The following is a 25,074-nucleotide window of genomic DNA, read 5'->3' as shown; positions in this document are numbered from 1 at the left end:
TAGTTCAAAGTTGCACAAAAAAATTGACGTTTACGTAAAAAGTCACTTCCCCTCGGCGGAAGAAGGCGGATAGTGTGTCGCGCAAGGCGGCCGGCGGGCCGCGCCGGATGACCAGGAGGAAGTGTCATGTACCGCGCCCCGGTGGAAGAGATTGCCTTTGCGCTGAAGCATGTCGCGGGGCTGAAGGCCGCGCTCGATGCAGGAAGCTTCGGCGACCTCGGCGAGGACCTTGTCGACGCCATCCTGGGCGAGGCTGGCCGCTTCGCCACCGACGAGGTGGCGCCGCTCCACGAGGTCGGCGACAAGGCCGGTGCCAAACTCAAGGAAGCGGCGGTGACCATGCCGCCCGGCTGGAAGGAGGCCTACCGGCACTGGATCGAAGGCGGCTGGAACGGCCTCAACGGTCCCGAGGAATTCGGCGGCCAGGGCCTGCCGACGATGCTCGGCGTCGCGACGCTTGAGATGTGGAATTCAGCCTCGATGGCCTTCGGCCTCGGCCCGACGCTGACCATGGGCGCGGTCGAGGCGCTCGACAAGCACGCCTCGGAGGACCTGAAGGCGGCCTATCTCGAAAAGCTCGTCTCCGGCGAATGGATGGGCACCATGAACCTGACAGAGCCGCAGGCGGGCTCTGACCTTGCCGCGCTGCGCACCCGCGCCGAGCGTGCCGGCGACGGCAGCTACCGCATCTTCGGCCAGAAGATCTTCATCACCTATGGCGAGCACGACCTGACCGGCAACATCGTCCACCTGGTGTTGGCCAGGCTGCCCGACGCACCCGCCGGCACGCGCGGCATCTCGCTGTTTCTGGTGCCGAAATACCTGCTCGACGACGACGGCCAGCCGGGCGCGCGCAACGATGTGTTCTGTTCCGGGCTCGAGGAGAAGCTCGGCATCCACGCCTCGCCGACCTGCACCATGATCTATGGCGACGGTTTCGCAAAGGACCGCGAGCCCGGCGCTGTCGGCTGGCTCATCGGCGAGGAGCACCGTGGCCTCGCCTGCATGTTCACGATGATGAACAATGCCCGTCTCGCCGTCGGCATGCAGGGCGTGGCGGTGGCGGAAGCGGCGTTCCAGAAGGCGCTCGCCTATGCCAATGACCGCCGCCAGGGCAAGGCCTCGGGCTACAGCGGCGAAGGCATGGCGCCGATCGTCCATCACCCCGACGTGCAGCGCAACCTGTTGACCATGAAGGCACTGACCCAGAGCGCGCGCGCCATCGCCTATTCCTGCGCCCATGCCATCGACATGGCGAGCGTCTCGGAAGGCACAGCCAAGGCGCACTGGCAGGACCGGGCCAATCTGTTGACCCCGGTCGCCAAGGCCTTTGCCACCGATGTCGGCGTCGACGTCGCCTCGCTCGGCGTCCAGGTCCATGGCGGCATGGGTTTCATCGAGGAGACGGGCGCGGCGCGGCTGCTGCGCGATGCCCGCATCGCCCCGATCTACGAGGGCACCAACGGCATCCAGGCGATCGACCTCGTCACCCGCAAGCTGCCGCTCGGCAATGGCGACCATGTCTTCGACTATATCGGCGAGCTCGACGCGGTCGCCAATGCGGTCGCGGCACTGAACAGCGACGACTACGGCCGCAGCGCCATCTGCCTGGAGCAGGCACTCGACGACCTGCAGCAGACGACGCGTTTCCTGCAGAAGCTGCTCGAGGACGGCCGCTCCGACGACGCCCTGGCCGGCGCCACGCCCTATCTGAGGCTGTTCGCGCTGGCTGCCGGCGGCGCCTACCTGGCACGCGCCGCCCTTGCCGAGGGCGATGCCGGGCGCATCGCGCTGTGCCGGTTCTTCGCCGAGAACCTGCTCGGCGAGACCGCCGCACTCAAGGATCGCGTCACCGGCGGCGCGGCGAGCCTGCGCGAAGCCGCCAAGGCGCTGGTTTCGGCATAAGATTCTGGGACGAGGAACAGTCTGACGTGAGCGACCATATAGTCATCGAACGGCAGGATGCCGTGCAGATCATCCGGATGAACCGCCCGGACAAGAAGAACGCGATCACCCGCGCCATGTATGCCGAGATGGCGTCGGCGCTTGCCGCCGGCGATGCCGACAAGGCCGTGCGCGTCCACGTCTTTCTCGGCGTGCCAGGCGCGTTCTCGGCCGGCAACGACCTGGCCGACTTCATGACGATCGCCACCGGTGGCGAAGGCGGCGGCGAGGTGTGGGATTTCCTTCTCGCCCTGGCCAGGACCGAAAAGCCGGTGGTTTCGGGCGTCGACGGCATCGCCGTCGGCATCGGTACGACCATCAACCTGCATTGCGACCTGACCTTCGCCACGCCGCGCACGGTGTTTCGCACGCCCTTCGTCGATCTCGGCCTGGTGCCGGAGGCGGGGTCGAGCCTGCTCGCGCCGCAGGTGCTCGGGCGCCAGGGCGCTTTTGCGCTGCTCGGCCTGGGCGAGGGGTTTGCGGCAGAACGGGCGCTCGCTGCCGGGCTGATCTACAAGGTCGTGGCGGAAGACGAGCTGGAGGCGGCAACGCTGGCGGCGGCCCGCGACATCGCCGCCAAGCCGCCGGAAGCGCTGAAGATCGCCCGCGACCTGATGCGCGGCGACCGCTCGGAGCTTTTTGCCCGCATCAAGGTGGAAGGTGAGCACTTCCGCGCCCGGCTCAAGTCGGACGAGGCACGCGCCGCACTCGTCGCCTTCATGACGCGCAAGAAGTGAGTTTGTCCGTCCCGGACGGGGGAGGGCAGAAACTCAGGGATAGAGCCGGTCCTTGTCCCACTCGCCCTTGGCGTTGGCGGTGAACACGATGCGGTCGTGCAGCCGGAACGGACGGTCGTGCCAGAACTCGATCTGGCTCGGCCGGATGCGGAAGCCGGACCAGTGGGCGGGCCGCGGAATCTCGCCGATGGCATGGCGCGCGGTGTACTCGGCGACCGCCTTCTCCAGTGCGAAACGGCTTTCGAGCGGGCGCGACTGCTTCGAGGCCCAGGCGCCGATGCGGCTGCCGCGCGGGCGCGAGGCGAAATAGGCGTCTGCCTCGGCGTCGGTGACGATCTCCACGGGGCCGCGCACCCGCACCTGGCGGCGCAGCGATTTCCAGTGGAAGCACATGGCGGCCTTCATCGTCGCCAGGATCTCGCGGCCCTTGGCGCTCTCGAAATTGGTGTAGAAGACGAAGCCTTGTTCATCGAAGCCCTTGAGCAGCACCATGCGAACGTCGGGCAGCCCGTCGGTGTCGACGGTTGCCAGCGCCACCGCGTTGGGATCGTTCGGTTCGCTGGCGGTAGCGTCCTTCAGCCACGCTGCAAACAGCCGATAAGGCTCCGCGCTCTCGGTGAAGTCACCGCTTTTTAACTCTGTGTCCGTCATAGCTCTTACTCGACCTGCCATTTACGACCGGGAGAATGCCTATTGTCGCGCTTCGCGCAAGCCTTTGAGGGCCATTGCCTCCCACAATTCGGGTTCCGATCCTTCAAGGTGCTGCTGCTGCTGAGCCTGACGACGATCAGCGCCTGTGGCGTTGGCGGCTTCAGCCTGGAGAAGGCCGAGGTTGACCGCACGCTTCTGACCAGCAAGGTGCCGGACGATGCCAGCCGCAGCAACGATGCGAATCGCCTGTCCGACGAGGCGACGATCCGCAACGCGGTCTCTTCCGCCGACGTCGAAGGCCTGCAGGGACAGGCAATTCCCTGGGCCAATGCCGAGACCGGATCTCGCGGTGCGATCAGCGCGCTCGTGGAAAGCACCGGACGTGGCGTCTTGTGCCGGCAATTCGCCGCCTCGCGCGAAAGTTTCGATGGCGTCGGCCTGTACAAGGGCGAGGTGTGTGCCGCCGGTGCCGGCGCCTGGCAAATGGTGGCTTTCGAGCCGGCCTGACGCTTTGCGGCAAGCCTGCCTCTGGAATTTCTTCCTAGCCGAGCGCATATAGGAGGAAACCAACCCTTTTCTCTGTTGTGGAATTGCGCATGCGCGACCCCTATGAGGTGCTGGGCGTTGCCAAGAACGCCTCGGCCAAGGACATCAAAGCGGCCTTTCGCAAGCTCGCCAAGAAGCATCATCCGGACCAGAACCCGGACGATCCGAAGGCGAAGGAACGTTTTGCCGCCGCCAACCAGGCCTACGAGATTCTCGGCGACGAGAAGAAGAAGGCCGCGTTCGACCGCGGCGAGATCGATGCCGAGGGCAAGCAGCGCTTCCATGGCTTCGAAGGTGCCGCGGGCGGCGATCCGTTTGGCGGCTTTCGCCGCCAGCAGGCCGGGCCCGGCGGCTCGCGCTTCGAGTTCCGTTCCGGCGGCCCGGGCAGCGCCTCCTTCGATGCCGGCGACATCTTCAGCCAGATTTTCGGCGATTCCTTCAGCCAGCGCGGCCCCGGAGCAGGTGCGGGCGCCGGCATGGGCGGTGGTCAGCGCGCCCAGCCCGGCGGCGACGTCAACGTCACGCTCGACGTGACCATCGAGGAAGCGGCGACCGCGCCAAAGGTCACGGCGATGTTTCCCGACGGACGCAAGATGGCGGTCAAGCTGCCGGAATATGTCGAGGACGGCCAGACCATCAGGCTCAAGGGCCAGGGCGAGCAGGGTCTGGGCGGTGCGGGTGACGCGCTCGTCAAGATCAGGTTCCGCCGCCATCCGCGCTATCGCGTCGAGGGCAGGGATCTTCATGCCGACCTGCCGGTCCCGTTGCGCGATGCCGTGCTCGGCGCCAAGATTGCCGTGGAAACCCCGACCGGGCGCCTTGCCGTCAACGTTCCGGCCTGGTCGAGCTCGGACAAGGTCCTGCGCATCAAGGGGCGTGGCTTGCCCGAGAAGACCGGCGGCAAGGCCGATCTCTATGTCCATGTCCGCGTCATGCTGCCCGAGGCTGGCGATGCCGCGCTCGAAGAGCTGATGCGCAAGTCCAACGGCTGACAGCCGGCCGGCGCGACGTCGCCGGCCATCGGCGTATCAAAGCTTGAAGGCATGAGTTGCCTATGCGATAGGCTCTGCGAAACAATTCTTGCATCGGAGAGCGCTCATATGGCGGGTGGACAGGGCCTGATGGCCGGCAAGCGCGGCCTTATTCTCGGCGTCGCCAACAACAGATCGATCGCCTGGGGCATTGCCAAGGCATGCGCCGACCAGGGCGCCGAGCTGGCCTTCACCTATCAGGGCGATGCCCTGAAGAAGCGTGTCGAGCCGCTGGCCGCCGAAATCGGCGCCTTCGTCTGCGGCCATTGCGATGTCACCGACATGGCGACCATCGACGCCTGCTTCGAGACGTTGGAGAAGAAGTGGGGCAAGCTCGACTTCGTCGTCCACGCCATCGGCTTCTCCGACAAGGATGAACTGACCGGCCGCTACGTCGACACCAGCCACGCCAACTTCCTGCGCACCATGGACATCTCGGTCTACTCCTTCACGGCTGTCGCCCAGCGCGCCGAGAAGCTGATGACCGATGGCGGCTCGCTGTTGACCATGACCTATTACGGCGCCGAGAAGGTGATGCCGAACTACAACGTCATGGGCGTCGCCAAGGCAGCGCTCGAGGCGAGCGTGAAGTATCTCGCCGTCGACCTCGGCCCGAAGAAGATCCGCGTCAACGCGATCTCCGCCGGCCCGATCAAGACGCTTGCTGCTTCCGGCATCGACGACTTCCGCTACATCCTGAAGTGGAACGAGTACAATGCACCGCTGCGCCGTACGGTCTCCATCGAGGAAGTCGGCGATTCCGGGCTGTACTTCCTGTCGGACCTGTCGCGCGGTGTCACCGGCGAGGTGCATCACGTCGATTCCGGCTATCATGTCGTCGGCATGAAGGCGGTCGATGCGCCCGACATCGCGACCGTCAAGGACTGACATACAGTACCAGCCTGACATGACCCCGCTCACCTATTTCGTGCGCCACGGCCAGACGCCCTGGAATGCCGAGCAGCGCCTGCAGGGGCAGGCGGACACCGACATCAATGCGATCGGCCGCGAACAGGCCGACGGCAACGGCCGTCGCCTGGCCGAGTTCGTCGGCGATCCCGAGGCTTTCGATTTCGTGGCGAGCCCGATGCGGCGAACCCGCGAGACGATGGAGCGCGTGCGCAAGGCAATGGGGCTCGATCCCTCGGCCTATCGCACCGACAGCCGCCTGGTCGAAGTGAACTTCGGCGACTGGCAGGGCTTTACCTTTCCCGAGCTCGAAATCCGCCAGCCCGGCGCCAGCACAGCGCGCCTGCACGACAAGTGGGACTTCGTGCCGCCCGGCAAGGATGCTGAGAGCTATGAGATGTTGACGGCCCGTATCCGTCCGTGGCTGGAGGAGGTCGTGCAGCCGACCGTGTGCGTCACCCATGGCGGCGTCATCCGCGCCATCTTCCGCCTTGTCGAAGATCTGCCCAAAAACAGAGCCGCGGCCCTGGAGGTTCCCCAGGACCGCGTGCTGAAACTCGAAGGCGGCCGGCTGGACTGGATCTAGCAGCAGCGATTTCGGTGCCTACTGCGGCAGTTCCATGTCGGTGATCAGGTTCTCGCCCTCGACCACATCGTAGGCCAGAAGGATTTCCATGCCGGGCTTGATGTTGTCGACGTCGAATTCGCCCGGAAGCTTGTATGACTTGCCGTTGTCGAGCGTGATGACCGACTTGTCCTTGTCGACCGACTTGACCTGACCTTCGGCCTCTGCGGCCAGCGCGGCGCCGGAGATCATCAGAACGGCGGTAACGGCGCCAATAAGGGTACGCATTATCGTCCTCTTTCTTTCACGTTCATTCACGCCTCTCCCCCGAAAGGCGACGATTTACGGGCGGTCGGAGGGAAGCAGAAACCAACCGAATGTGTCAAAACTAAATCGCCCACGATCACGGTTTGACCACCGCTAAAAAGACGATCGCACCCCGCACGTCGTTGCGGAGGCGCAAGGACGCGCCATCCCCGCGGGTTGGCGCACGGTCCTTTCCGAAAAGGAATTTTACTTTTCGGGGCCATGCGCTAGAAGGCCCCATACCCCGGCAAGCCGCCGGAAAGGGCCTGTCCATGTCGCACAATACCTTTGGCCATCTGTTCCGCGTCACCACCTGGGGCGAGAGCCATGGGCCCGCACTTGGCTGCGTCGTCGACGGCTGCCCGCCCGGCATTCGTTTCACGCTGAAGGACATCCAGGACGAGCTCGACAAGCGCAAGCCGGGCCAGTCGCGTTTCGTTACCCAGCGCCGCGAGCCCGACGAGGTCAAGGTGCTGTCGGGCGTGATCCTGGACGACGATGGCGAGACGCTGATTTCCACCGGCACGCCGATCTCGATGATGATCGAGAATGTCGACCAGCGTTCCAAGGATTATGGCGAGATTGCCCGGCAGTATCGCCCGGGCCATGCCGACTACACCTACGACGTCAAATACGGCCTGCGCGACCATCGCGGCGGCGGACGCTCTTCGGCGCGCGAAACGGCCGCCCGCGTCGCTGCCGGTGCCATCGCCCGCAAGATCGTGCCGGGTCTCGTGGTGCGCGGCGCACTGGTATCGATGGGCACCAGGTCGATCGACCGGGCCAACTGGGACTGGGATTTCATCGGCAGCGCCGAGAACCCGTTCTTCACGCCCGATGCCTCTTCGGTCCAGCCTTTCGCCGACTATCTCGACGGCATCCGCAAGTCGGGCTCGTCGGTCGGCGCGGTGATCGAGGTCGTCGCCGAGGGCGTGCCTGCGGGGCTCGGTGCGCCGATCTACGGCAAGCTCGACCAGGACATCGCCTCGAACCTGATGTCGATCAACGCCGTCAAGGGCGTCGAGATCGGCAACGGCTTCGAAGCCGCGCGCATCACCGGCGAGGAGAACGCCGACGAGATGCGCATGGGCAATGACGGCCAGCCCATATTCCTGTCCAACCACGCCGGCGGTATACTGGGCGGCATCTCGACGGGGCAGGCGGTGATCGCGCGTTTCGCGGTCAAGCCGACTTCGTCGATCCTGACGCCGCGCAAGTCGATCGACAAGGATGGCAAGGAGGTCGACGTGATGACCAAGGGCCGGCATGATCCGTGCGTCGGCATCCGTGCCGTGCCCATCGGCGAGGCGATGGTCGCCTGCGCCATTGCCGATCACTATCTGCGCCATCGAGGACAGACGGGAAGATGAGCGAATAGCGAATAGTGAGTAGCGAATGGTGCCGTTTGCCTCGATTCGCTACTCCCCATTCCCCATTCGCCGGAACGAGCGAAGCGAGCAACCATGCCATACGACCAGAAGAAGATTGTCGAAGCGCTGAGAGCCTTCGAGCGCGGTGAGATCGTGGTCGTCATGGACGACGACGGGCGCGAGAACGAGGGCGACCTGATCGTCGCCGCCGTCCATTGCACGGCCGAGAAGATGGCCTTCATCGTACGCCACACCTCCGGCATCGTCTGTGCGCCGATGCTCAAGGAAGACGCCCGCCGGCTCAACCTTGCGCCGATGGTCGCCGACAACGATTCCGCCCACACGACGGCCTTCACCGTAAGCGTCGATTTCAAGCACGGCACCTCGACCGGCATCTCGGCCGAGGACCGCACCCTGACCGTGCGCAACCTCGCCAACGGCAATGTCGGCGGCGCCGACTTCGTCCGGCCGGGCCACATCTTCCCGCTGATCGCGCGCGAGGGCGGGGTGCTGATGCGCTCGGGCCATACCGAGGCGGCTGTCGACCTGTGCAAGCTTGCCGGCCTGCCGCCGGTCGGCGTGATTTCCGAACTGATGAACGACGACGGCACCGTCATGCGCGGTCCGCAGGTCCAGGCCTTCGCCGAGAAGAACGCGCTGAAGCAGGTTTCCGTCGCCGACCTGATCGCCTATCGCCAGCGCCAGGAGACGCTGATCGAGCGCGTCGACACCTTCGACATCGAGACTCCCGCCGGCACCGCCAAGGCCATCACCTACACGCTGCCGTGGGACGTCATGCACCATCTCGCCATCGTCTTCGGCGATATCCGCGATGGCGAGGAAGTGCCGGTGCGCCTGCACACCGAGGACGTGGTGACCGACGTGTTCGGTACCAGCAACCGCCTTGGCGACATCATGAAGACCTTCGGCGAATGCAAGCGCGGCGTCATCGTCTACCTGCGCGAAGGATCGGTCGGCGTTTCCAACCTCGGCCGCAACCGGCCTTCGGCCGAGCGCGAGGATCATGAAGAAGCCCGCCATCGTGAAGACGAATGGCGCCAGATCGGCCTCGGCGCCCAGATCCTCAAGGATCTCGGCATCTCGTCGATCAACCTGGTGGCCTCGCGCGAGCGCCATTATGTCGGTCTCGAAGGCTTCGGCATCCGTATCGCCAAGACGGAAATCCGCTGATTTTCACCCCTTCCGGGGGTGATTGACTTCCGCTCGCCGCAGCGCATTCTTTTGACCTCTCTTGGGGGAGAGTCGGGTATGTGGGATTTCAGCATAGGCCAAAGCTTGGCCATCATGGCGCGCACCTGGCCGTTCATCGTGCTGCGCATGGTCGTCTATTTCGGCATCACGCTCGCCTACATCGTGGCGATGGGGGCGGGCGCCGGCGTCGGCTACGGCGTCGGCCACATCGCGACCGACCCCGAAGGCCCAGTCTCGTTCGCCCTGTGGGGCGGCATCGCCGGCTTCGGCGTGGTGTCGGTCGCGGTCTACTGGATCCGCGAATACATCCTCTACATCGTCAAGGCCGGGCACATCGCGGTGATGGTCCATCTCATCGACGGGCGCGACATCCCCGGCGGCCAGAACCAGATCGCCTACGCCCGCGAAGTCGTCAACGAGCGCTTCAGCGAGGCAAGCATCCTGTTCGTGCTCGACCAATTGGTGAAGGGCGTGATCCGCACCATCACCGGCCTGATCGGCGGCATCGCCGCCTTCCTGCCGATCCCGGGCCTCGACGGGGTGGTCAGGTTCGTCAACACCGTGATCCGCATGTCGCTGACCTATGTCGACGAGATCATCCTCGGCTACAACATCCGCATCGGCAGCACCTCGCCATGGCAGAGCGCGCGCCAGGGCGTGGTGCTCTACGCGCAGAACGGCAAGACCATGGTCAAGAACGCCGTCTGGCTGTCGCTGGTCGTCTGGGTCGTGTCGCTGCTGATCTTCCTGTTCATGCTCGCGCCGGCAGGTGCCATCCTCTACTTCATGCCGGGCCAGCTTGGCGGCTGGGCCTTCGTGCTGGCGATCGTCTTTGCCTGGGCGTTCAAGTCGGCGCTGATCGAGCCTTTCGCCGTGGCCTCGCTGATGCAGGTCTATTTCAGGGTCATCGAGGGCCAGGTGCCCAACCCGGAATGGGATCGCAAGCTGGAGGAGACGTCGTCGAAGTTCCGGGAGCTGAAGGAAAAGGCCTTCGGTTCGGGCGAGGCGTCGCGCTGGGACGGCACGCCGAAGAGCACGTGATAGAGACCGGTCCGCGCGCCAAGGCACGCGGACCGCGCCGCTCCTATTCTGCCGGCTGGGTGATTGCCGGTGCCATGCGCACCGATTGCCGCAGCGGACGCTGTCCGAGGAAGGTGATCACCAGCGCGATGAAGCCCGCCACCAGCGACACCATGAAGCCGCTGTTGGGCCCGAGATTGTCGATCATCCAGCCCGACGCCGACGAGCCCGCGGCCATGCCGATGCTGATGCCGGTAACGGCCCAGGTCATTCCCTCGGTGAGCTTCGTCGACGGCACGATCTTCTCGACCAGCGCCATCGTCAGGATGATGGTCGGCGACACTGCAACGCCTGCGAGGAACAGGACGACGGAAAGCATCGTGACGTTGTCGACGGCCATCAGCGGCAGCGTCGTCAGGGCGGCAAGCGCGACCGCGATCAGGAGCTGCCGGGCGAGCGGCATCTTGAGCTTCATGGCGCCGAAGACGAGGCCGGAGATGAGCGAGCCGGCGGCATAGACGGACAGCGCAAAGCCTGCGGACGCCTTGTTGCCCTGGGCCTCGGCGAAGGCCACGGCGGTGACTTCGGCGGTGCCGAAGATGGCGCCGATGGCGATCAGGGTCAGCACCAGGATCTGGACCGGGCCGAGCCAGATCACGGATTTGCCGTCGCTGCGGTCCTGCGCATGCACGGGCGGCTCGGTCGAGCGCTGCGCGGCAAACAGCAGGCTGCCCAGGGCCAGCAAAACGGTCGCAACGAGAGGGCCTGCCTCCGGGAAGAAGCCGACGCTGAGGCCGATGGCGACGATCGGGCCGGCCATGAAGATCACCTCGTCCACGATCGATTCGAAGGCGAAGGCGGTGTGCAACTGGGGTGTGTCACGGTAGATCTCGGTCCAGCGCGCGCGCACCATCGCGCCCATGATCGGCGTGACGCCTGCGGCAATGGCGAAGGCAAAGAGCACCCAGTTGGGCGCGCCGTAGCGCGTCGCGAGCATCAGTCCCGACAGTGCTGCCACAGCCAGGGCAGCACTCGGCAGCAGGATGCGGACCTGGCCGTAGCGATCGATCAGCCTGGCGACCTGCGGCGCAATGACCGCGCTCGACAGGGCGAAGGCGGCGGCCACGGCGCCGGCCAGCCAGTATTCGCCGTGGGTTTCCGACAGCATGGTCACGATGCCGAGCGTGACCATGGACATGGGCAGGCGCGCGACGAAGCCGGCGGCGGAGAACGCCTTGGCCCCCGGTGCCTTGAAGATTTCAGAGTATGGATTGCGCATTGATGTCACCGGGGCGGAGATAACTGAGATTTCAAAGCCAGTCGAGCCGCCTGATATGGCGACTCGTTGGTGCAGCCGGAAGGGCATGCCTGAGAAAATGTTGGCTCATTCCGCTGCTTGTGGAGCAGCACGCGGCAACTCTACTTCGTGCTCGTCCGCGAGTGCTTTCTGACCCAGCAGGACGACTGCGAACGAGATCGTGCCGGCGGCCACGGAAACCCAGAAGCCGTTCTGCGCGCCGAAATTGTCGACGACCCAGCCGGCCACGAAGGCGCCCAGAGCCATGCCGATGCCAATGCCCGTCATCACCCAGGTGATGCCTTCGGTCAGCATGGCCTCGGGCACCCGCCGTTCGATCAGGCCGAAGGCCATGATGAAGGTGGGCGAGATCGCAATGCCGCTGGCGAAGATGGCGAGCGCGAGCAGGGGAACCGTGTCGGCGACCAGCAAGGGCAGTGTCGTCAGCGCGACGACGGCGATCGCCATGGCGAGCAGGCGTTGCTTCGGTGCCTTGAGGTTCAGGGCGCCGACGATAAGTCCGACGACGAGGGAACCGGCGGCGTAGACGCCGATGACGAGGCTGGCGGCGGTGGGTTGGCCGAGTTCCTTGGTGATCGCCACGGCGCTGATCTCGGCGGTGGCGAAGATCGAACCGACGAAGATGAGCGCCAGCGTGATGATCTGGACAGGGCGCAGCATGATCGCCGAGCCGCCGCTCGCAAGTTCGGGCGCCCTGACCCTGGGTTCGCTGGAGCGTTGCAGGATGAAGGCTGCCATGCCGAAGGCCAGCAGCAGCGTGCTGACCACCATGCCGGCTTCCGGGAACAGGGCGACGCTCAGGCCGACGGAAATCGAAGCGCCGGCGATATAGACCATTTCGTCGGCGACCGATTCAAAGGCGAAGGCGGTGTTGAGCTCGGGTCGGTCGCGGAAGATCTCGGTCCAACGGGCCCGCACCATGGCCGGCACGCTTGGCATGGCCGCGGCGAGGAAGGCCGAGACGAACAGCGTCCAGCTTGGCCAGTCGTAGCGCGTCGCAAGGAGCAAGGTGGCGAAGGCGAGGACCGAGATGACCGTGGCGGGCACGGCCACGGCAGTCTGGCCGCGCCGGTCGATCAGGCGCGAGATCTGGGGGGCGGCAAAGGCATTGGCCAAGGCGAAGGTGGCGGAGACCGCGCCTGCCAGCCAATACTCGCCGTGCGTCTGCGACAGCATCGCGACGATGCCGATGGGCGCCATGGCGATCGGCAGGCGGGCGAAGAAGGCAGCCGCCGCGAAGCCCTTGGCCCCCGGGACACTGAAGATTTCACCATACGGATTGTGCATTGGAGCACTCCTGGAAATGCGAGGATGCGCCACTTACATACGCGGCGTATGTGAACGAAATAATTGCATACGCCGCGTATGTCAATTAATATACGTCGCGTATGCGAATAAATATACGCAACGTATGTGAGAGGCCGGCATGGAAGTGGCGATGAAGACTGCGCACAAGCCGCGAAGCGAGATGGTTGCCGAAACGCGTGCCAAGCTGACGGCGGCCGCACGCCGGGCCTTTGCCACGGTGGGCTACGCCAACGCATCGATGGATGATTTCACCGCCGATGCCGGGCTCACCCGCGGCGCGCTCTATCACCACTTCGGCGACAAGAAGGGTCTGTTCGAGGCCGTCGTGGCCCAGATCGACCGGGAGATGTCGGTGCGTCTCAACGTCATCTCGGCCAAGGCCACGACGCGCTGGCAGGGTTTCGTCGACGAAAACATCGCTTACGTCGAAATGGCGCTGGAGCCGGAAATCCAGCGCATCATGCTGCGCGACGGTCCCGGAGTCCTCGGCGATCCGGCGCAATGGCCCAACGCCAACGCCTGTATCATGTCGATAACCAGCAACCTCGCCGCGCTGAAGGAAGAGGGGGTCATCCGCGATATCGACCCGGAGGCCATGGCGCGGCTGATCAGTGGCGCTTCGCTTTATGCGGCGCAGTGGATCGCCAACTCCGATGACCCTGGCGCGACGTCGAAAAAGGCGGTGAAGGCGTTTCGCGCGCTGATGGAGGGACTGCTGGTGGACAACAAGTGCCCCGGCTGATGCCTGCATCTCGGTCCACGTGCGCCCCTGCGTCGGCACCGGGATTGCGTAGCGGTGTCAGGGTGCGTTGAAGCCCGCCCATTTTTTCCCCAGGCTTCGTCGGCAATCGCGTGGTCTGGCCGGCCATAGCTGATAAGGTGGGGCGATGACCACGCGGCTCTACACCCATCCGATCTATCTCGAACACCTGACGCCCGCCGGCCACCCCGAGCGGCCCGACCGGCTGCGCGCCATCCAGCGCGTGCTCGACGACGAACCGTTCGAAAGGCTCGACCGCGTCGAAGCGCCCGAAGGTGGAGAGCAGACGATTCTCTACGTCCATCCCGAGCCTTTCGTCGAGGGCATCCGCCGGCAGGTGCCGGAAGAGGGGATGGAGCGGATCGATGGCGACACCGTGCTGAGCCCCAAGAGCTGGCAGGCGGCGCTGACGGCGATCGGTGCCGCCAACGCGGCGGTCGACGACGTCTTCTCCAAGAAGGCCGACAACGTCTTCGTCGCTTCGCGCCCGCCTGGGCACCATGCCGAGAAGACCACGGCGATGGGCTTCTGCCTGTTCAACAACGCGGCCATTGCCGCGCGCTACGCCCAGAAGAAGCATGGCGCCGAGCGCGTCGCCATCGTCGACTGGGACGTGCACCACGGCAACGGCACCCAGGACATCTTCTGGGACGACCCGAGCGTTCTCTACTGCTCGACCCACCAGATGCCGCTGTTTCCGGGCACCGGCGCCAAGGGCGAGACCGGCGTCGGCAACATCGTCAACGCGCCGCTGTCGCCCGACACCGGCAGCGACCATTTCCGCGACGCCATCCGCTCGCGCGTGCTGCCGGCGCTCGACAATTTCGCGCCTGACCTGATCATCATCTCGGCCGGGTTCGACGCGCATCATCGCGACCCGCTGGCCGAGATCAACCTGACCGAAGCCGATTTCGACTGGGCGACGGGCCAACTGATGGACCGCGCCGCGCGGCATTCGTCGAACCGCCTCGTCAGCCTGCTCGAGGGCGGCTATGACCTTCAAGGGCTGGCCTTCTCCGTCGCCGCCCACGTGACCCGCCTCATGAAAGGATGAACCATGGCCGCTGAGCCCAATGACGAAATCAAGGCGATGAGCTTCGAGCAGGCGCTGGCCGCCCTGGAGAAGATCGTCGATGACCTCGAGCGTGGCGATGTGCCGCTCGACCAGTCGATCAAGATCTACGAACGCGGCGAGGCGCTGAAGGCGCATTGCGACCGTCTGCTCAAGGCGGCCGAGGACAAGGTCGAGAAGATCCGCCTGTCGCGCGACGGCAAGCCGGTCGGCACCGAGCCGCTCGACGCGGAGTGATCGGCGGCCGAATGGCTTGACCTTGCGGCACGTTGCGCCCAGTTATGGGGAACCCACACGGTTGATAGAACCCGGGAGCAGGCGATGTGCCGCAACATCAAGACATTGTTCAATTTCGAGCCGCCGGCGACGCATGACGAGATCCGCGACGCCGCCCTGCAGTTTGTCCGCAAGCTGAGCGGTTCGACCAAGCCGTCGAAGAAGAACGAGGAGGCTTTCACGCGGGCGGTCGACAGGATCGCGGAAGCTGCGCACGACATGCTGCATGAGATGGAAACCCACCAGCATCCGCGCAACCGCGAGGAAGAGGCCGCCAAGGCAAAGGCACGTTCGGCGCTGAGATTTGCCTGACACCAGTGGTGACAGCAGCGCTCCCGTAACTCTAGGATACCGTCATGAGTTTCTTCCCAGCCGCCGATCCGACCCCGGGTGACGCCTTTTCCTGCGACCAGATCGAACTGATGGTCGTGCCCAATGCCAAGGACATCGACGGCTTCGAGGTCCGTCGCGCGCTGCCGACGGCCAAGCGCAGGCTGGTCGGGCCGTTCATCTTCTTCGACCGCATGGGCCCCGCGATCCTGCGCGCCGGCCATGCCCTGGACGTGCGGCCGCATCCGCATATCGGGCTTGCGACCGTGACCTACCTGTTCGACGGCAAGATCAGGCACCGGGATTCGCTCGGCACCGAAATGGTGATCGCGCCGGGTGACGTGAACCTGATGACCGCCGGCCGCGGCATCGTCCACTCCGAGCGTACGCCCGAGGAGCTGCGCGGCGCGCCGATGTCGGTGTCGGGCCTGCAGACATGGCTGGCGCTGCCCGACGGCAAGGAGGAGGTGGCGCCGCTGTTCGAGAACACCGTCAGCGCCGACCTGCCGGAATTTGCCGCCGACGGTGTCAGCGGACGGCTCATCATCGGCGATTTCAAGGGCCTGCGCTCGCCGGTCCGGGCCGCCTCCGACACGCTTTACGCCGACATCTCGCTTGCGCCGGGCGCCAGGATCAAGATTCCGGCCGATGCCGAGGAACGCGCCATCTACACGCTGGGCGGCGAGATCGACATCCTGGGCGACCGCTTCCCGATCGAGCGCCTGCTGGTGTTCAAGCCGGGCGACGAGATCGTCATTTCGTCCGAGACCGGCGCACATTTCATGCTCTTCGGCGGCGCCTCGCTCGGTTCCAAGCGCTACATCTGGTGGAACTTCGTTTCGTCGTCGAAGGAGCGCATCGAGCAGGCCAAGAACGAATGGAAGACCGGCCGCTTCGATATCGTTCCCGGTGATGAAGAAGAATTCATCCCGCTGCCCGAGGGGTAGGATCGCCTTGGAAGCACGATCCTGGCCCGGCCGCGTCACCGCCGCGCATTTACTTTCCGGGTCGGCGGTCGTATCTGCCGTGGGTTAATGGATGTTAGTGCTGTTTGATGAACGCAAAACCTGAAACTCCCCTTCTCGACAAGGTCCGGCTACCGGCCGAACTGCGCGCGCTCGACGAGGCCCAGCTGCCGCAGCTGGCCAGCGAACTCCGGGCCGAGCTGGTCGACGCCGTGTCCCAGACGGGCGGGCATCTCGGCGCCGGCCTCGGCGTGGTCGAGCTCACGGTCGCGCTGCACTACGTCTTCGACACGCCCGACGACCGCATCATCTGGGACGTCGGCCACCAGGCCTACCCGCACAAGATCCTGACCGGCCGCCGCGACCGCATCCGCACGTTGCGGCAGGAGAACGGGCTTTCCGGCTTCACCAAGCGTGCCGAGAGCGAATACGATCCTTTCGGCGCCGCGCACTCCTCGACCTCGATCTCGGCCGGCCTCGGCATGGCCGTGGCGCGCGATCTCAACGGCGGCAGGAACAACGTCATCGCCGTCATCGGCGACGGAGCGATGTCGGCGGGCATGGCCTATGAGGCGATGAACAATGCCGGTGCGCTCGACGCCCGGCTGATCGTCATCCTCAATGACAACGACATGTCGATCGCCCCGCCTGCAGGCGCGATGAGCGCCTATCTGGCGCGCCTCGCCTCGGGCCGCACCTATGCCGGCGTGCGCGAGCTCGGCAAGAAGCTGACCTCCTATCTCGGCCGCCGCGTCGACCGCGCCATCACCCGCGCCGTCGAGCATGCGCGCGGCTTCGTCACCGGCGGAACGCTGTTCGAGGAGATGGGCTTCTTCCACATCGGCCCGATCGACGGACACAATCTCGAGCACCTGATCCCGGTGCTGAAGAATGTCCGCGACAACGGAACCGGCCCCGTGCTGATCCATGTCGTGACCCAGAAGGGCAAGGGCTACGCCCCGGCGGAAGCCGCCGCCGACAAGTATCACGGCGTCAGCAAGTTCGACGTCATCACCGGCGCCCAGGCAAAGGCGCCGGCGAATGCGCCGAGCTACACCAAGGTGTTTGCCGAGAGCCTGGTCCAGGAGGCCCGCGAGGACGACAGGATCGTCGCCGTCACCGCCGCCATGCCGTCGGGCACCGGCCTCGACCTGTTCGGCGAGGCGTTTCCCTCGCGCACCTTCGACGTCGGCATCGCCGAGCAGCATGCGGTGACCTTCGCCGCCGGTCTGGCGACCGAGGGCATGCGGCCCTTCGTGGCGATCTACTCGACCTTCCTGCAGCGCGCCTACGACCAGGTCGTCCACGACGTCGCCATCCAGAAACTGCCGGTTCGTTTCCCCATCGACCGCGCCGGCTTCGTCGGCGCCGACGGCCCGACCCATTGCGGCGCCTTCGACACCGCCTATCTCGCGTCGCTGCCCGATTTCGTCGTCATGGCGGCCGCCGACGAGGCCGAGCTGCGCCACATGGTGCGCACCGCGGCCGAGTTCGACGAAGGTCCGATTTCGTTCCGCTACCCCCGGGGCAACGGCGTCGGCGTCGACATGCCCGAGCGCGGGCAGGTGCTGGAGATCGGCAAGGGCCGGGTCGTCAGGGAAGGCACCAAGGTGGCGCTGCTGTCCTTCGGCACGCGCCTCAAGGATTGCCTGCTCGCGGCGGAAGAGCTGGGCGCTGCCGGCCTGTCGACGACGGTGGCCGATGCGCGCTTCGCCAAGCCGCTCGACGAGGACCTGATCCGCCGCCTGGCGCGTTCGCACGAGGTGCTGGTCATGGTCGAGGAGGGGTCGGTCGGCGGTTTCTCCAGCCAGGTGCTCGACTTCCTCGCCCGCAACGGCCTGCTCGACAACGGCCTCAAGGTGCGTCCGCTGACGCTGCCCGACAGCTTCGTCGACCATGCCAATCCCGACAAGATGTATGTCGATGCGGGCCTCGATTCGGCCGGCATCGTGCGTGCGGTCTTTGCCGCACTCGGCAAGGCGGCCCAAGCGGCGCGCGCCTGATCGGGGCGCTTGCCTTCGGGGCGCGCATTCGCCATTGAAAGCCATGGAAACCTCGAGGCAAGGCCGGGCATCGGCTCGGAAATCGGAATCGATTTCCGGAAAGCACGATGCGCAGGTTCAGGAAGTTGGAGCACCAGTGCGCGTCCAATCGGACGCGCAGCGCTCCGGAGCCAGCCTGCGGCTCGACGAATTGCTCGTCAGCCGCGGTTTTTTTGCCAGCCGCTCGCGCGCCCGCGACGCGGTGGCGCGTGGCGCCGTGACGGTCGACGGCCAGCCGGCGAAGAAGCCCGGACAAACGGTTGCCGCGGGTGTTGCCATCGAGGTCGACGATCCGGCGCAGGCGTATGTTTCCCGCGCCGCGCTGAAGCTGATCGCCGGGCTCGATCATTTCGGCTTCGATCCGGCTGCCAGCACGGCACTGGACATCGGCGCCTCGACGGGTGGCTTCACGCAGGTGCTGCTGGAGCGCGGTGCGGCCCATGTCGTGGCAATCGACGTCGGACACGGCCAGATGGACGAGAAGCTGAGGCGGGACCCGCGCGTCACCTGCCTCGAAGGCCTCAACGCGCGTCACCTGGCCGCTGACGACCTCGGCGGAAGGCTGCCGGACTTTCTCGTCTCGGATGTGAGCTTCATTTCGCTGCGTCTGGCGCTGCCCAACGCGCTCGTCCTGGCCGCACCGGGCGCACGGGGCGTTTTTCTGGTCAAGCCGCAGTTCGAGGCCGGGCGCGAGGCGATCGGCAAGGGCGGCCTGCTGAGGAATGCCGACGACGGCCCGCGCATTGCCGACGAATTGCGCATCTGGCTCGACGCCATTCCGGGCTGGCGGGCGCTCGGCATCTGCCCGTCGCCGCTCGAAGGCGCCGACGGCAATCGTGAATACCTGCTCGCTGGAGTGAAAGATCGATGACTGCACGGTTCGAGATTGCGCGGCTGGGCGCGCATGGCGACGGCGTTGTCGATGCCAATGGCGGCCACATCTTCATTCCCTTTGCGCTGCCTGGCGAGACGGTGACCGCTGCGCGTGAAAAGGATCGCGCGCAATTGCTCGCCGTGATCGAGGCCTCGCCACAGCGGATCGAGCCCGCCTGCCGCCATTTCACCGAATGCGGCGGCTGCGCCATCCAGCATCTCGAGGACCGGGCCTATCGCGACTGGAAGCGCGGGCTGGTGGCGCATGCGCTGAAGGCGAGGGGCATCGAAACTGCGGTCGGCGAGCTCGTCGCCTGTCCGCCGCACAGCCGCAGGCGCGCCGCCTTTACCGCCCGCAACACCGAGACCGGGATGCATCTCGGCTACAACAAGGCGTTTTCCCACACCCTCGTCGATATCGAGGAGTGCCCGGTGCTGCTGCCGGCCATCGTCGAGGCGGCGGGCACCCTGCGCCACCTCGCCGGCATCATCTCCAACACGTCGAAACCCTTCAGGTTCCTGGTCACCGCGACCGAATCCGGCTTCGACGTGGCCGCCAGCGATTGCGGCAAGCCGACCGAGGCGATCCGCCGCGCCGCTACCGATTTCGTCATCAAGTCGAAGATCGCCAGGCTTTCCATCGACGGCGAGATCATCGTCGAGCCGGTCAAGCCGATGCTGACCTTCGGCACAGCCACGGTGACGCCGCCGACCGGCGGTTTCGTCCAGACTGTCGGCGAAGCCGAGCAGGCGATGGCCTCGCTCGTTGCCGGCCATCTGCGCAAGGCCAAGAAGGTCGCCGACCTGTACTCCGGCAGCGGCACCTTTTCGCTGCGGCTGGCGGCAAATTCGGAGGTTCACGCCGTCGAGGGCGACGCGCCGGCATTGGCGGCTCTGGATCGTGGTTTCCGCTTCGCGTCGGGCCTGAAGCGCGTGACCGTCGAGCGCCGCGACCTCGATCGCCGGCCGCTGACCTTCAAGGAACTCAACGCCTTCGACGGCGTCGCCTTCGACCCGCCGCGCGCCGGCGCCGAGGACCAGTGCAAGCAGATCGCCCGCTCCGACGTGCCTTATGTGGCTGCTGTGTCATGCAACCCGGCGACGCTGGCGCGGGATCTCCGCATCCTCATCGACGGCGGTTACGCATTGAAGAGCGTGACGCCGATCGACCAGTTTCTCTGGTCGCACCACGTCGAGGCGGTAGCGCTGCTGGAGAAGCGGAAGAAGCGGCGCTGAGCCCGCTCGATGCGAACGCCTAGGCGCGGTGGTAAAGCGTGTCGTCGTTGACCAGATAGGTCGCCGACATGGCATCGCGCCCTTCGAACGGTTGCGACAGGAGCCTGACCGGCATCGGCCATGGCACCGTCTTGCCGCGCTCGACCAGATCTCTCGCGCAGCGCAGCAACATGTCCAACGTGCCGGTCTGGTCGTTGTCGACGTTCACACAGGTCAGGTTGAAGCGCGACCGGGGATAGAGGCCTGCTTCCGATCGTTCGCAGATCGTCCGTGCTATCGACCAGTAGTGGCGATCCCAGCCGTCGCAGGCTTCGAGGGTCTCATAATCGATATAGGCATCGGCATTGATCAGGAAGAGGGCCAGCGCCGCCGTCGCCCGATCGCAGTCGGGCTGGCTGACGATCCAATGCACGACCTTGAGCGTGTCTTCGTAGTCGTAGTTCAGGTTGGCAACCAGCAGATGCCAGAGATCGGGGTCGCTGTTGTCCGGCAGCCAGTCCAGCAATTCCGACACCTGCTTGAAACGGCGGGGAGGGGCCTCGCCGCGTTCCGCCGCCGCCGATGCCGTGGGCAAGGGCGGCCGCGGCGCCAGCGCCTTTCGAACTCTTTCCTGTAGCCTGTCGCCCTTGAATTGCTCCAGCGTCACGCGTGGCTCCTGGGCCGCCATTCCGCGCACCGATTCGAGAATCTTTCTTTCGATTGCCGACACCTGGCCGCAGGCCGCCTTGAAGGCCGGTTCGTCCAGAATGACCGCTGCATGAACCAGTTCCGCGAGGCGCAGTTCCCGGCTCGTCAGGGCAGTCGGATCGACCGGCTCGTCATTGCCACGCACCTGCTGGATCGCCCAAGGGATGAGGAAGTCCGCGCGTGCCGCTGCGTCTGCTGCCTGCGGCGATCCTGCGAGCATGGTGGCGCCGCGCCGAAAGGCTTCGGGAAGCGCTGCCAGCGAGGTATTGGTCTTGCGCCGGCGATATGCCCGGTGAACCAACATCGCCGTGCTAACAGCAACGACAGCATACCAGAATTCGATCGGCAAGCTGTCAAGCATTCGGCAAGCTCCGGCGGCTGTGATGCCGCCGTTGCTATCATTCAATCATTGAATACTCGTTTAGCCTGGCAAGGCGCCTGACTAGACGCGCGTGCCGCCGACCGTCATCTGGTTCATCCTGAGATGCGGCTGACCGACGCCGACCGGCACGCCCTGTCCGGCCTTGCCGCACATGCCGATGCCGGTGTCGAGCTTCATGTCGTTGCCGACCATGGTGACGCGGTGCATCGCGTCCGGGCCGTTGCCGATCAGCATCGCGCCCTTGATCGGCTGGGTCACCTTGCCGTCCTCGATCATGTAGGCCTCGGTGCAGCCGAACACGAACTTGCCCGAGGTGATGTCGACCTGGCCGCCGCCGAAGGAGACGGCGTAGATGCCGTTCTTGACCGAAGCGATGATCTCTTCCGGGGTCATGTCGCCCGAGGTCATGTAGGTGTTGGTCATGCGCGGCATCGGCTGGTGCGCGTAGGATTCGCGGCGGCCGTTGCCGGTCGCCTTCATGCCCATCAGGCGGGCGTTCTGGCGGTCCTGCATGTAGCCGACCAGCTTGCCGTCCTCGATCAGCACGTTGCGGCCGCTCGGCGTGCCCTCGTCGTCGACGGTGATCGAGCCGCGGCGCTCAGCGATGGTACCGTCGTCGACGACGGTCACGCCCTTGGCAGCGACCTGCTGGCCCATCAGGCCGGCGAAGGCCGAGGTCTTCTTGCGGTTGAAGTCGCCTTCGAGACCGTGGCCGACGGCCTCGTGCAGCATGACGCCGGGCCAGCCGGACGACAGCACGATGTCGAAGGTGCCGGCAGGGGCGGGGATCGCCTCGAGATTGACCAGCGCCTGGCGCAGGGCTTCCGAGGCGGCGGTCTGCCAGCTGTCCTCGGTCAGGAATTCATCGAAGCTCTTGCGTCCGCCAGCACCATAAGAACCGCTTTCCTGGCGGTCGCCGTCGCCGACGACCACGGCAACGTTCATGCGCACCAGCGGACGGATATCACGTACCACCTGGCCGTCGCCGCGCAGGATCTCGACATGCTGCCACGACGAGGCAAGCGACGCCGTGACCTGGCGGACACGCGGATCCTTGTCGCGCAGCCAGGCGTCAATTTCCTGCAAGAGCTTGGCCTTGGCCTCGAACGAGGGGGAGGAGATCGGGTTTTCCTCGCCGTAGAGATGGCGGTTGGTGCGTGCAGGGGCGGCGGCGAGCGTGCCGGAATAGCCGCCCTTGACCGCGGAGACGGCGTCGGAGGCACGCAGCAGGGCCGCTTCGGACAACTCGCTGGAATGGGCATAGCCGGTGGCTTCGCCGGCGACTGCGCGCAGGCCAAAACCCTGGTCGGTGTTGAAGCTGGCCGTCTTCAGCCGGCCATTGTCGAACATCAGCGCCTCGCCCTCGCGGTGTTCGAGGAACAGCTCGCCGTCGTCGGCGCCCTCGATCGTATCGGCGACGAGCTTGCGCACGCGGTCTTCGGTGATGTCGAACTGGCTGACGAGGTTCATGGCAGGGATCCCGGAGAGGTTTGAACCTGATGTAGGGCGGCTTGGCCGTCATCGCAATCGTTAGCCTGATGCGGAGTGGCGAGGGACGCCATGCCTCGTATCCAGGACTGCAATTGAGAGATGTATAAATTGAGAAACACAAGCAATAAGAGTATTCTGGCCGCTGCGCTCAATCAGATCGCGCCAAATGGGGGAGGCAAATGGAAGAGTACGTCTTTATTCCCGATCAGCGCTCCAGCGGCGAGGATGTGGTGGTCGCGCTGGAGAAGGTGGTGGCCATCGATACGGAACTGGATTTTCTGGCGGCTCCGGCCGGAGGCATAGGTTTCGCACTGCCGGTAACCGTCAGGCCCATGCCCGTGGCCGATGAGCTGACGACACGTGGCTTGGAGGTTCTGGAAGTCGTTCCGCAAAGCGGCGTCACGTTGGTCAGGACATCGATCGTGGGACCGGCGCCGGCCGCCGTGGGTGGAACCTTCCATCCCGTGGTGAACTACACGATGGCCGTGGCGGATGTTCGTGTCGGTCGTCTTCGCCTGACCGGAAGCCTCGGTCCGTCCGGCGCCGAGTTCTTCAGCATCGCTCTCCAGTCGGCCGGTAACGGCAATCCCGTCAGCAATGCGGTTGCGACATTGGGGCTGAAGAACGGCGGCCAGCAGCTGACGGCCGTTTCGGACAGCGCCGGCATCGTGAGATTCGGCCTGAGGGCACCGGCGGTGATGGACGCGATGCTTGCCGTCGAGCCTGGCTTTGCCGGGCATTGGGGACATTTTCGGCGAAAGGCGGACCTGCCGTCGGGCAGCGTCATCGTGCTGGATCCAATCGATCTGACGAGCGCAGCCGACAGCCTCCGGCATTTTCTTCCGCCCGGACCTGCAGGCAGCGGCAAAGGCGTGGTGGTCGGGGTCGTGGACAGCGGTGTCGATCGACATGTGGACCTGCCCAACGTGGATGGCGACGAAGATTCGTCGATCGGCCACGGCACGCATGTCGCAGGCATCATCGCCGGCAATGGTGCGAACGGGTACGGCGGCGTTGCGCCGGGCGCGCGCATTCGCAGCTACCGGGTGTTCGATGACCCGGACACAGGTATCGCCAGGAATTTCGAGATCCACCGGGCGATCGAGCAGGCCGTTGCGGACGGATGCCATGTCATCAACCTCAGCCTGAAGTTCGAGCGGGACGCCAATCCGAGCCAGGACGATCGCGTGCTGTCGCTGGCAATCGAGAATGCGGCAGAGCAGGGCGTTCTCGTCGTTGCCGCGGCCGGCAACGACTTCCGGCGCTTCGTGGCGTTTCCGGCACGGCACCGGGATGCCATTGCCGTTTCGGCGCTTGGCTGGGAGCCCGGCATGCCCGCCAATGCATATGACCGCTGGACGTTGTCGAGCGACCGCGGAGACCCCGATCGCGACGATTTCTTCGCCAGCTTTTCCAACGAGGGGCATGCGCCGACGAGGATAGACCTGATCGGGCCGGGGGCAGGCGTGGTTTCCACCGTGCCGGGCGACCGATATGCGCCGATGAGCGGTACGTCGATGGCGTGTCCAGCAATGACGGGTGCGATTGCGCGGATGTTGTCGGCCAACCCCGCCATCCTTGCGATGCCGGGCAACAGAGCTCGCCATCAGGCCATGAGGCAACTGGCCTTCGCCAGCCTTCGCAAGCATGGGTTTGGCGCAGTCCGCGAGGGCGGCGGCATGATCATCTGACGGCTGCCCGCCCGGTTGCGCTTGCGAAGCGGCGCCCTATATCCTCGGGCGACGATCCGAGGCCGATCGTGACGCTGGAGTGCTCGCGCGTGGAAAAGCTGGTTCTGATCATTGGCAAGGCTGCGAAGGACGCCGCCCAGGTGGCAAGCGAGATCGACAGCCTGCCCGGCATCTCGGTGACGTCGCGCTCGCGGTCGATGATCGATGTCGAGGTGTCCGAACCTGCGGCGACCGAGGCTTTGCGCAGCTATGCCAGCCAGCACGGCCTCGAAGTCGAAACGATGCCCGAGGCCCAGTTGATGGAGCCGATCTCGCCGTTCAAGCCACGTTGAGGCGCTGGCGCGGCAGCGCC

25 protein-coding genes are annotated in these 25,074 nt (G+C 65.5%); 19 read left to right on the top strand and 6 right to left on the bottom strand.

Going from position 1 to position 25,074, the window contains the following annotated elements; genetic code table 11:
• Positions 1-126: 126 nt before the first annotated feature.
• Both N7E70_RS24165 and N7E70_RS24160 read left to right on the top strand, forming a co-directional pair.
• Positions 127-1,905: an acyl-CoA dehydrogenase gene (locus tag N7E70_RS24165; RefSeq protein ID WP_263007867.1), complete on the top strand. Its 1,779-nt coding sequence runs from the start codon at positions 127-129 to the stop codon at positions 1,903-1,905.
• 26 nt (positions 1,906-1,931) lie between these two features.
• Positions 1,932-2,681: a crotonase/enoyl-CoA hydratase family protein gene (locus tag N7E70_RS24160; protein WP_184698758.1), complete on the top strand. Its 750-nt coding sequence runs from the start codon at positions 1,932-1,934 to the stop codon at positions 2,679-2,681.
• Positions 2,682-2,714: 33 nt separating this feature from the next.
• Here the strand turns inward: N7E70_RS24160 and pdxH are convergent, their stop codons facing one another.
• Entirely contained in the window at positions 2,715-3,332 is a 618-nt protein-coding gene (pdxH, locus tag N7E70_RS24155; protein WP_263007866.1) for a pyridoxamine 5'-phosphate oxidase, read from the bottom strand.
• A 42-nt stretch (positions 3,333-3,374) separates the two neighbouring features.
• Here pdxH and N7E70_RS24150 point away from each other — a divergent pair, with 42 nt between their 5' ends.
• From N7E70_RS24150 to N7E70_RS24135, 4 genes are all read left to right on the top strand, one after another.
• Positions 3,375-3,839, top strand: coding sequence for an RT0821/Lpp0805 family surface protein (locus N7E70_RS24150; protein ID WP_055978276.1), 465 nt, complete (start codon positions 3,375-3,377; stop codon positions 3,837-3,839).
• Between the two features lie 89 nt (positions 3,840-3,928).
• Entirely contained in the window at positions 3,929-4,870 is a 942-nt protein-coding gene (locus N7E70_RS24145; RefSeq protein WP_263007865.1) for a J domain-containing protein, read from the top strand.
• A gap of 108 nt (positions 4,871-4,978) precedes the next feature.
• The gene (gene fabI / locus N7E70_RS24140; RefSeq protein ID WP_184698752.1) at positions 4,979-5,797 is read left to right on the top strand and encodes an enoyl-ACP reductase FabI; all 819 of its coding nucleotides are present in this window, start codon (positions 4,979-4,981) and stop codon (positions 5,795-5,797) included.
• 19 nt (positions 5,798-5,816) lie between these two features.
• A complete protein-coding gene (locus N7E70_RS24135) occupies positions 5,817-6,404 on the top strand; it encodes a histidine phosphatase family protein (RefSeq protein WP_055978284.1) in 588 nt (195 codons plus the stop codon).
• Between the two features lie 18 nt (positions 6,405-6,422).
• Here the strand turns inward: N7E70_RS24135 and N7E70_RS24130 are convergent, their stop codons facing one another.
• Positions 6,423-6,671 (bottom strand): DUF1344 domain-containing protein, encoded by a 249-nt coding sequence (locus tag N7E70_RS24130; protein WP_055978286.1) that lies wholly within the window; start codon positions 6,669-6,671, stop codon positions 6,423-6,425.
• A gap of 290 nt (positions 6,672-6,961) precedes the next feature.
• On the opposite strand from N7E70_RS24130, the gene aroC reads away from it, so the two are divergent.
• From aroC to N7E70_RS24115, 3 genes are all read left to right on the top strand, one after another.
• Positions 6,962-8,059, top strand: coding sequence for a chorismate synthase (gene aroC / locus N7E70_RS24125; protein WP_263007864.1), 1,098 nt, complete (start codon positions 6,962-6,964; stop codon positions 8,057-8,059).
• A 93-nt stretch (positions 8,060-8,152) separates the two neighbouring features.
• Complete coding sequence (gene ribB / locus N7E70_RS24120) at positions 8,153-9,250, top strand: 3,4-dihydroxy-2-butanone-4-phosphate synthase (RefSeq protein ID WP_055978290.1); 1,098 nt, start codon at positions 8,153-8,155, stop codon at positions 9,248-9,250.
• 78 nt (positions 9,251-9,328) lie between these two features.
• Positions 9,329-10,312: a hypothetical protein gene (locus N7E70_RS24115; protein ID WP_055978291.1), complete on the top strand. Its 984-nt coding sequence runs from the start codon at positions 9,329-9,331 to the stop codon at positions 10,310-10,312.
• 43 nt (positions 10,313-10,355) lie between these two features.
• On the opposite strand, the gene N7E70_RS24110 is transcribed toward N7E70_RS24115, so the two are convergent.
• Both N7E70_RS24110 and N7E70_RS24105 read right to left on the bottom strand, forming a co-directional pair.
• Positions 10,356-11,570 (bottom strand): MFS transporter, encoded by a 1,215-nt coding sequence (locus N7E70_RS24110; protein WP_263007863.1) that lies wholly within the window; start codon positions 11,568-11,570, stop codon positions 10,356-10,358.
• A 105-nt stretch (positions 11,571-11,675) separates the two neighbouring features.
• The gene (locus N7E70_RS24105) at positions 11,676-12,896 is read right to left on the bottom strand and encodes an MFS transporter (RefSeq protein WP_055978293.1); all 1,221 of its coding nucleotides are present in this window, start codon (positions 12,894-12,896) and stop codon (positions 11,676-11,678) included.
• A gap of 151 nt (positions 12,897-13,047) precedes the next feature.
• On the opposite strand from N7E70_RS24105, the gene N7E70_RS24100 reads away from it, so the two are divergent.
• From N7E70_RS24100 to N7E70_RS24065, 8 genes are all read left to right on the top strand, one after another.
• Positions 13,048-13,659 (top strand): TetR/AcrR family transcriptional regulator, encoded by a 612-nt coding sequence (locus N7E70_RS24100; protein ID WP_055978448.1) that lies wholly within the window; start codon positions 13,048-13,050, stop codon positions 13,657-13,659.
• A gap of 145 nt (positions 13,660-13,804) precedes the next feature.
• Entirely contained in the window at positions 13,805-14,731 is a 927-nt protein-coding gene (locus N7E70_RS24095) for a histone deacetylase family protein (RefSeq protein ID WP_055978294.1), read from the top strand.
• A 3-nt stretch (positions 14,732-14,734) separates the two neighbouring features.
• The gene (locus N7E70_RS24090; RefSeq protein WP_055978295.1) at positions 14,735-14,986 is read left to right on the top strand and encodes an exodeoxyribonuclease VII small subunit; all 252 of its coding nucleotides are present in this window, start codon (positions 14,735-14,737) and stop codon (positions 14,984-14,986) included.
• Positions 14,987-15,070: 84 nt separating this feature from the next.
• The gene (locus tag N7E70_RS24085; RefSeq protein WP_055978296.1) at positions 15,071-15,337 is read left to right on the top strand and encodes a DUF2277 domain-containing protein; all 267 of its coding nucleotides are present in this window, start codon (positions 15,071-15,073) and stop codon (positions 15,335-15,337) included.
• A gap of 44 nt (positions 15,338-15,381) precedes the next feature.
• Positions 15,382-16,302 (top strand): pirin family protein, encoded by a 921-nt coding sequence (locus tag N7E70_RS24080; RefSeq protein ID WP_055978297.1) that lies wholly within the window; start codon positions 15,382-15,384, stop codon positions 16,300-16,302.
• A 107-nt stretch (positions 16,303-16,409) separates the two neighbouring features.
• A complete protein-coding gene (dxs, locus tag N7E70_RS24075) occupies positions 16,410-18,323 on the top strand; it encodes a 1-deoxy-D-xylulose-5-phosphate synthase (RefSeq protein ID WP_263007862.1) in 1,914 nt (637 codons plus the stop codon).
• A gap of 136 nt (positions 18,324-18,459) precedes the next feature.
• Positions 18,460-19,233 (top strand): TlyA family RNA methyltransferase, encoded by a 774-nt coding sequence (locus N7E70_RS24070; protein WP_442866476.1) that lies wholly within the window; start codon positions 18,460-18,462, stop codon positions 19,231-19,233.
• Positions 19,230-20,471 (top strand): class I SAM-dependent RNA methyltransferase, encoded by a 1,242-nt coding sequence (locus N7E70_RS24065; protein ID WP_263007861.1) that lies wholly within the window; start codon positions 19,230-19,232, stop codon positions 20,469-20,471. The genes N7E70_RS24070 and N7E70_RS24065 overlap by 4 nt, the downstream gene beginning before the upstream one ends.
• 19 nt (positions 20,472-20,490) lie before the next feature.
• Here N7E70_RS24065 and N7E70_RS24060 read toward each other — a convergent pair whose 3' ends face one another.
• Positions 20,491-21,519, bottom strand: coding sequence for a DUF4274 domain-containing protein (locus N7E70_RS24060; RefSeq protein WP_263007860.1), 1,029 nt, complete (start codon positions 21,517-21,519; stop codon positions 20,491-20,493).
• A gap of 81 nt (positions 21,520-21,600) precedes the next feature.
• Positions 21,601-23,010, bottom strand: a complete 1,410-nt coding sequence (gene tldD / locus N7E70_RS24055; protein WP_263007859.1) for a metalloprotease TldD — start codon at positions 23,008-23,010, stop codon at positions 21,601-21,603.
• Positions 23,011-23,210: 200 nt separating this feature from the next.
• Here tldD and N7E70_RS24050 point away from each other — a divergent pair, with 200 nt between their 5' ends.
• Together N7E70_RS24050 and N7E70_RS24045 are read left to right on the top strand one after the other, a co-directional pair.
• Entirely contained in the window at positions 23,211-24,722 is a 1,512-nt protein-coding gene (locus N7E70_RS24050) for a S8 family peptidase (RefSeq protein ID WP_055978302.1), read from the top strand.
• 89 nt (positions 24,723-24,811) lie between these two features.
• Positions 24,812-25,054: a hypothetical protein gene (locus tag N7E70_RS24045; protein ID WP_156381306.1), complete on the top strand. Its 243-nt coding sequence runs from the start codon at positions 24,812-24,814 to the stop codon at positions 25,052-25,054.
• Positions 25,055-25,074 lie beyond the last annotated feature (20 nt).

It is taken from the genome of Aminobacter sp. NyZ550, from assembly GCF_025628925.2.
Classification (GTDB): domain Bacteria; phylum Pseudomonadota; class Alphaproteobacteria; order Rhizobiales; family Rhizobiaceae; genus Aminobacter; species Aminobacter ciceronei.
Note: the sequence above shows the minus strand (reverse complement) of the source record. Positions and strands in the feature narration are given on the sequence as shown.

What these genes read in the sequence shown, in the direction of transcription:
- N7E70_RS24110 (WP_263007863.1), bottom strand. Translation starts at nt 11,570, where the DNA reads ATGCGCAATCCATACTCTGAAATCTTCAAGGCACCGGGGGCCAAGGCG.
- dxs (WP_263007862.1), top strand. Translation starts at nt 16,410, where the DNA reads ATGAACGCAAAACCTGAAACTCCCCTTCTCGACAAGGTCCGGCTACCG.
- aroC (WP_263007864.1), top strand. Translation starts at nt 6,962, where the DNA reads ATGTCGCACAATACCTTTGGCCATCTGTTCCGCGTCACCACCTGGGGC.
- fabI (WP_184698752.1), top strand. Translation starts at nt 4,979, where the DNA reads ATGGCGGGTGGACAGGGCCTGATGGCCGGCAAGCGCGGCCTTATTCTC.
- N7E70_RS24050 (WP_055978302.1), top strand. Translation starts at nt 23,211, where the DNA reads ATGGAAGAGTACGTCTTTATTCCCGATCAGCGCTCCAGCGGCGAGGAT.
- N7E70_RS24135 (WP_055978284.1), top strand. Translation starts at nt 5,817, where the DNA reads ATGACCCCGCTCACCTATTTCGTGCGCCACGGCCAGACGCCCTGGAAT.
- N7E70_RS24130 (WP_055978286.1), bottom strand. Translation starts at nt 6,671, where the DNA reads ATGCGTACCCTTATTGGCGCCGTTACCGCCGTTCTGATGATCTCCGGC.
- N7E70_RS24090 (WP_055978295.1), top strand. Translation starts at nt 14,735, where the DNA reads ATGGCCGCTGAGCCCAATGACGAAATCAAGGCGATGAGCTTCGAGCAG.
- N7E70_RS24085 (WP_055978296.1), top strand. Translation starts at nt 15,071, where the DNA reads ATGTGCCGCAACATCAAGACATTGTTCAATTTCGAGCCGCCGGCGACG.
- N7E70_RS24105 (WP_055978293.1), bottom strand. Translation starts at nt 12,896, where the DNA reads ATGCACAATCCGTATGGTGAAATCTTCAGTGTCCCGGGGGCCAAGGGC.
- tldD (WP_263007859.1), bottom strand. Translation starts at nt 23,010, where the DNA reads ATGAACCTCGTCAGCCAGTTCGACATCACCGAAGACCGCGTGCGCAAG.
- ribB (WP_055978290.1), top strand. Translation starts at nt 8,153, where the DNA reads ATGCCATACGACCAGAAGAAGATTGTCGAAGCGCTGAGAGCCTTCGAG.
- N7E70_RS24100 (WP_055978448.1), top strand. Translation starts at nt 13,048, where the DNA reads ATGAAGACTGCGCACAAGCCGCGAAGCGAGATGGTTGCCGAAACGCGT.
- N7E70_RS24165 (WP_263007867.1), top strand. Translation starts at nt 127, where the DNA reads ATGTACCGCGCCCCGGTGGAAGAGATTGCCTTTGCGCTGAAGCATGTC.
- N7E70_RS24065 (WP_263007861.1), top strand. Translation starts at nt 19,230, where the DNA reads ATGACTGCACGGTTCGAGATTGCGCGGCTGGGCGCGCATGGCGACGGC.
- N7E70_RS24115 (WP_055978291.1), top strand. Translation starts at nt 9,329, where the DNA reads ATGTGGGATTTCAGCATAGGCCAAAGCTTGGCCATCATGGCGCGCACC.
- N7E70_RS24060 (WP_263007860.1), bottom strand. Translation starts at nt 21,519, where the DNA reads ATGCTTGACAGCTTGCCGATCGAATTCTGGTATGCTGTCGTTGCTGTT.
- N7E70_RS24145 (WP_263007865.1), top strand. Translation starts at nt 3,929, where the DNA reads ATGCGCGACCCCTATGAGGTGCTGGGCGTTGCCAAGAACGCCTCGGCC.
- N7E70_RS24095 (WP_055978294.1), top strand. Translation starts at nt 13,805, where the DNA reads ATGACCACGCGGCTCTACACCCATCCGATCTATCTCGAACACCTGACG.
- N7E70_RS24080 (WP_055978297.1), top strand. Translation starts at nt 15,382, where the DNA reads ATGAGTTTCTTCCCAGCCGCCGATCCGACCCCGGGTGACGCCTTTTCC.
- pdxH (WP_263007866.1), bottom strand. Translation starts at nt 3,332, where the DNA reads ATGACGGACACAGAGTTAAAAAGCGGTGACTTCACCGAGAGCGCGGAG.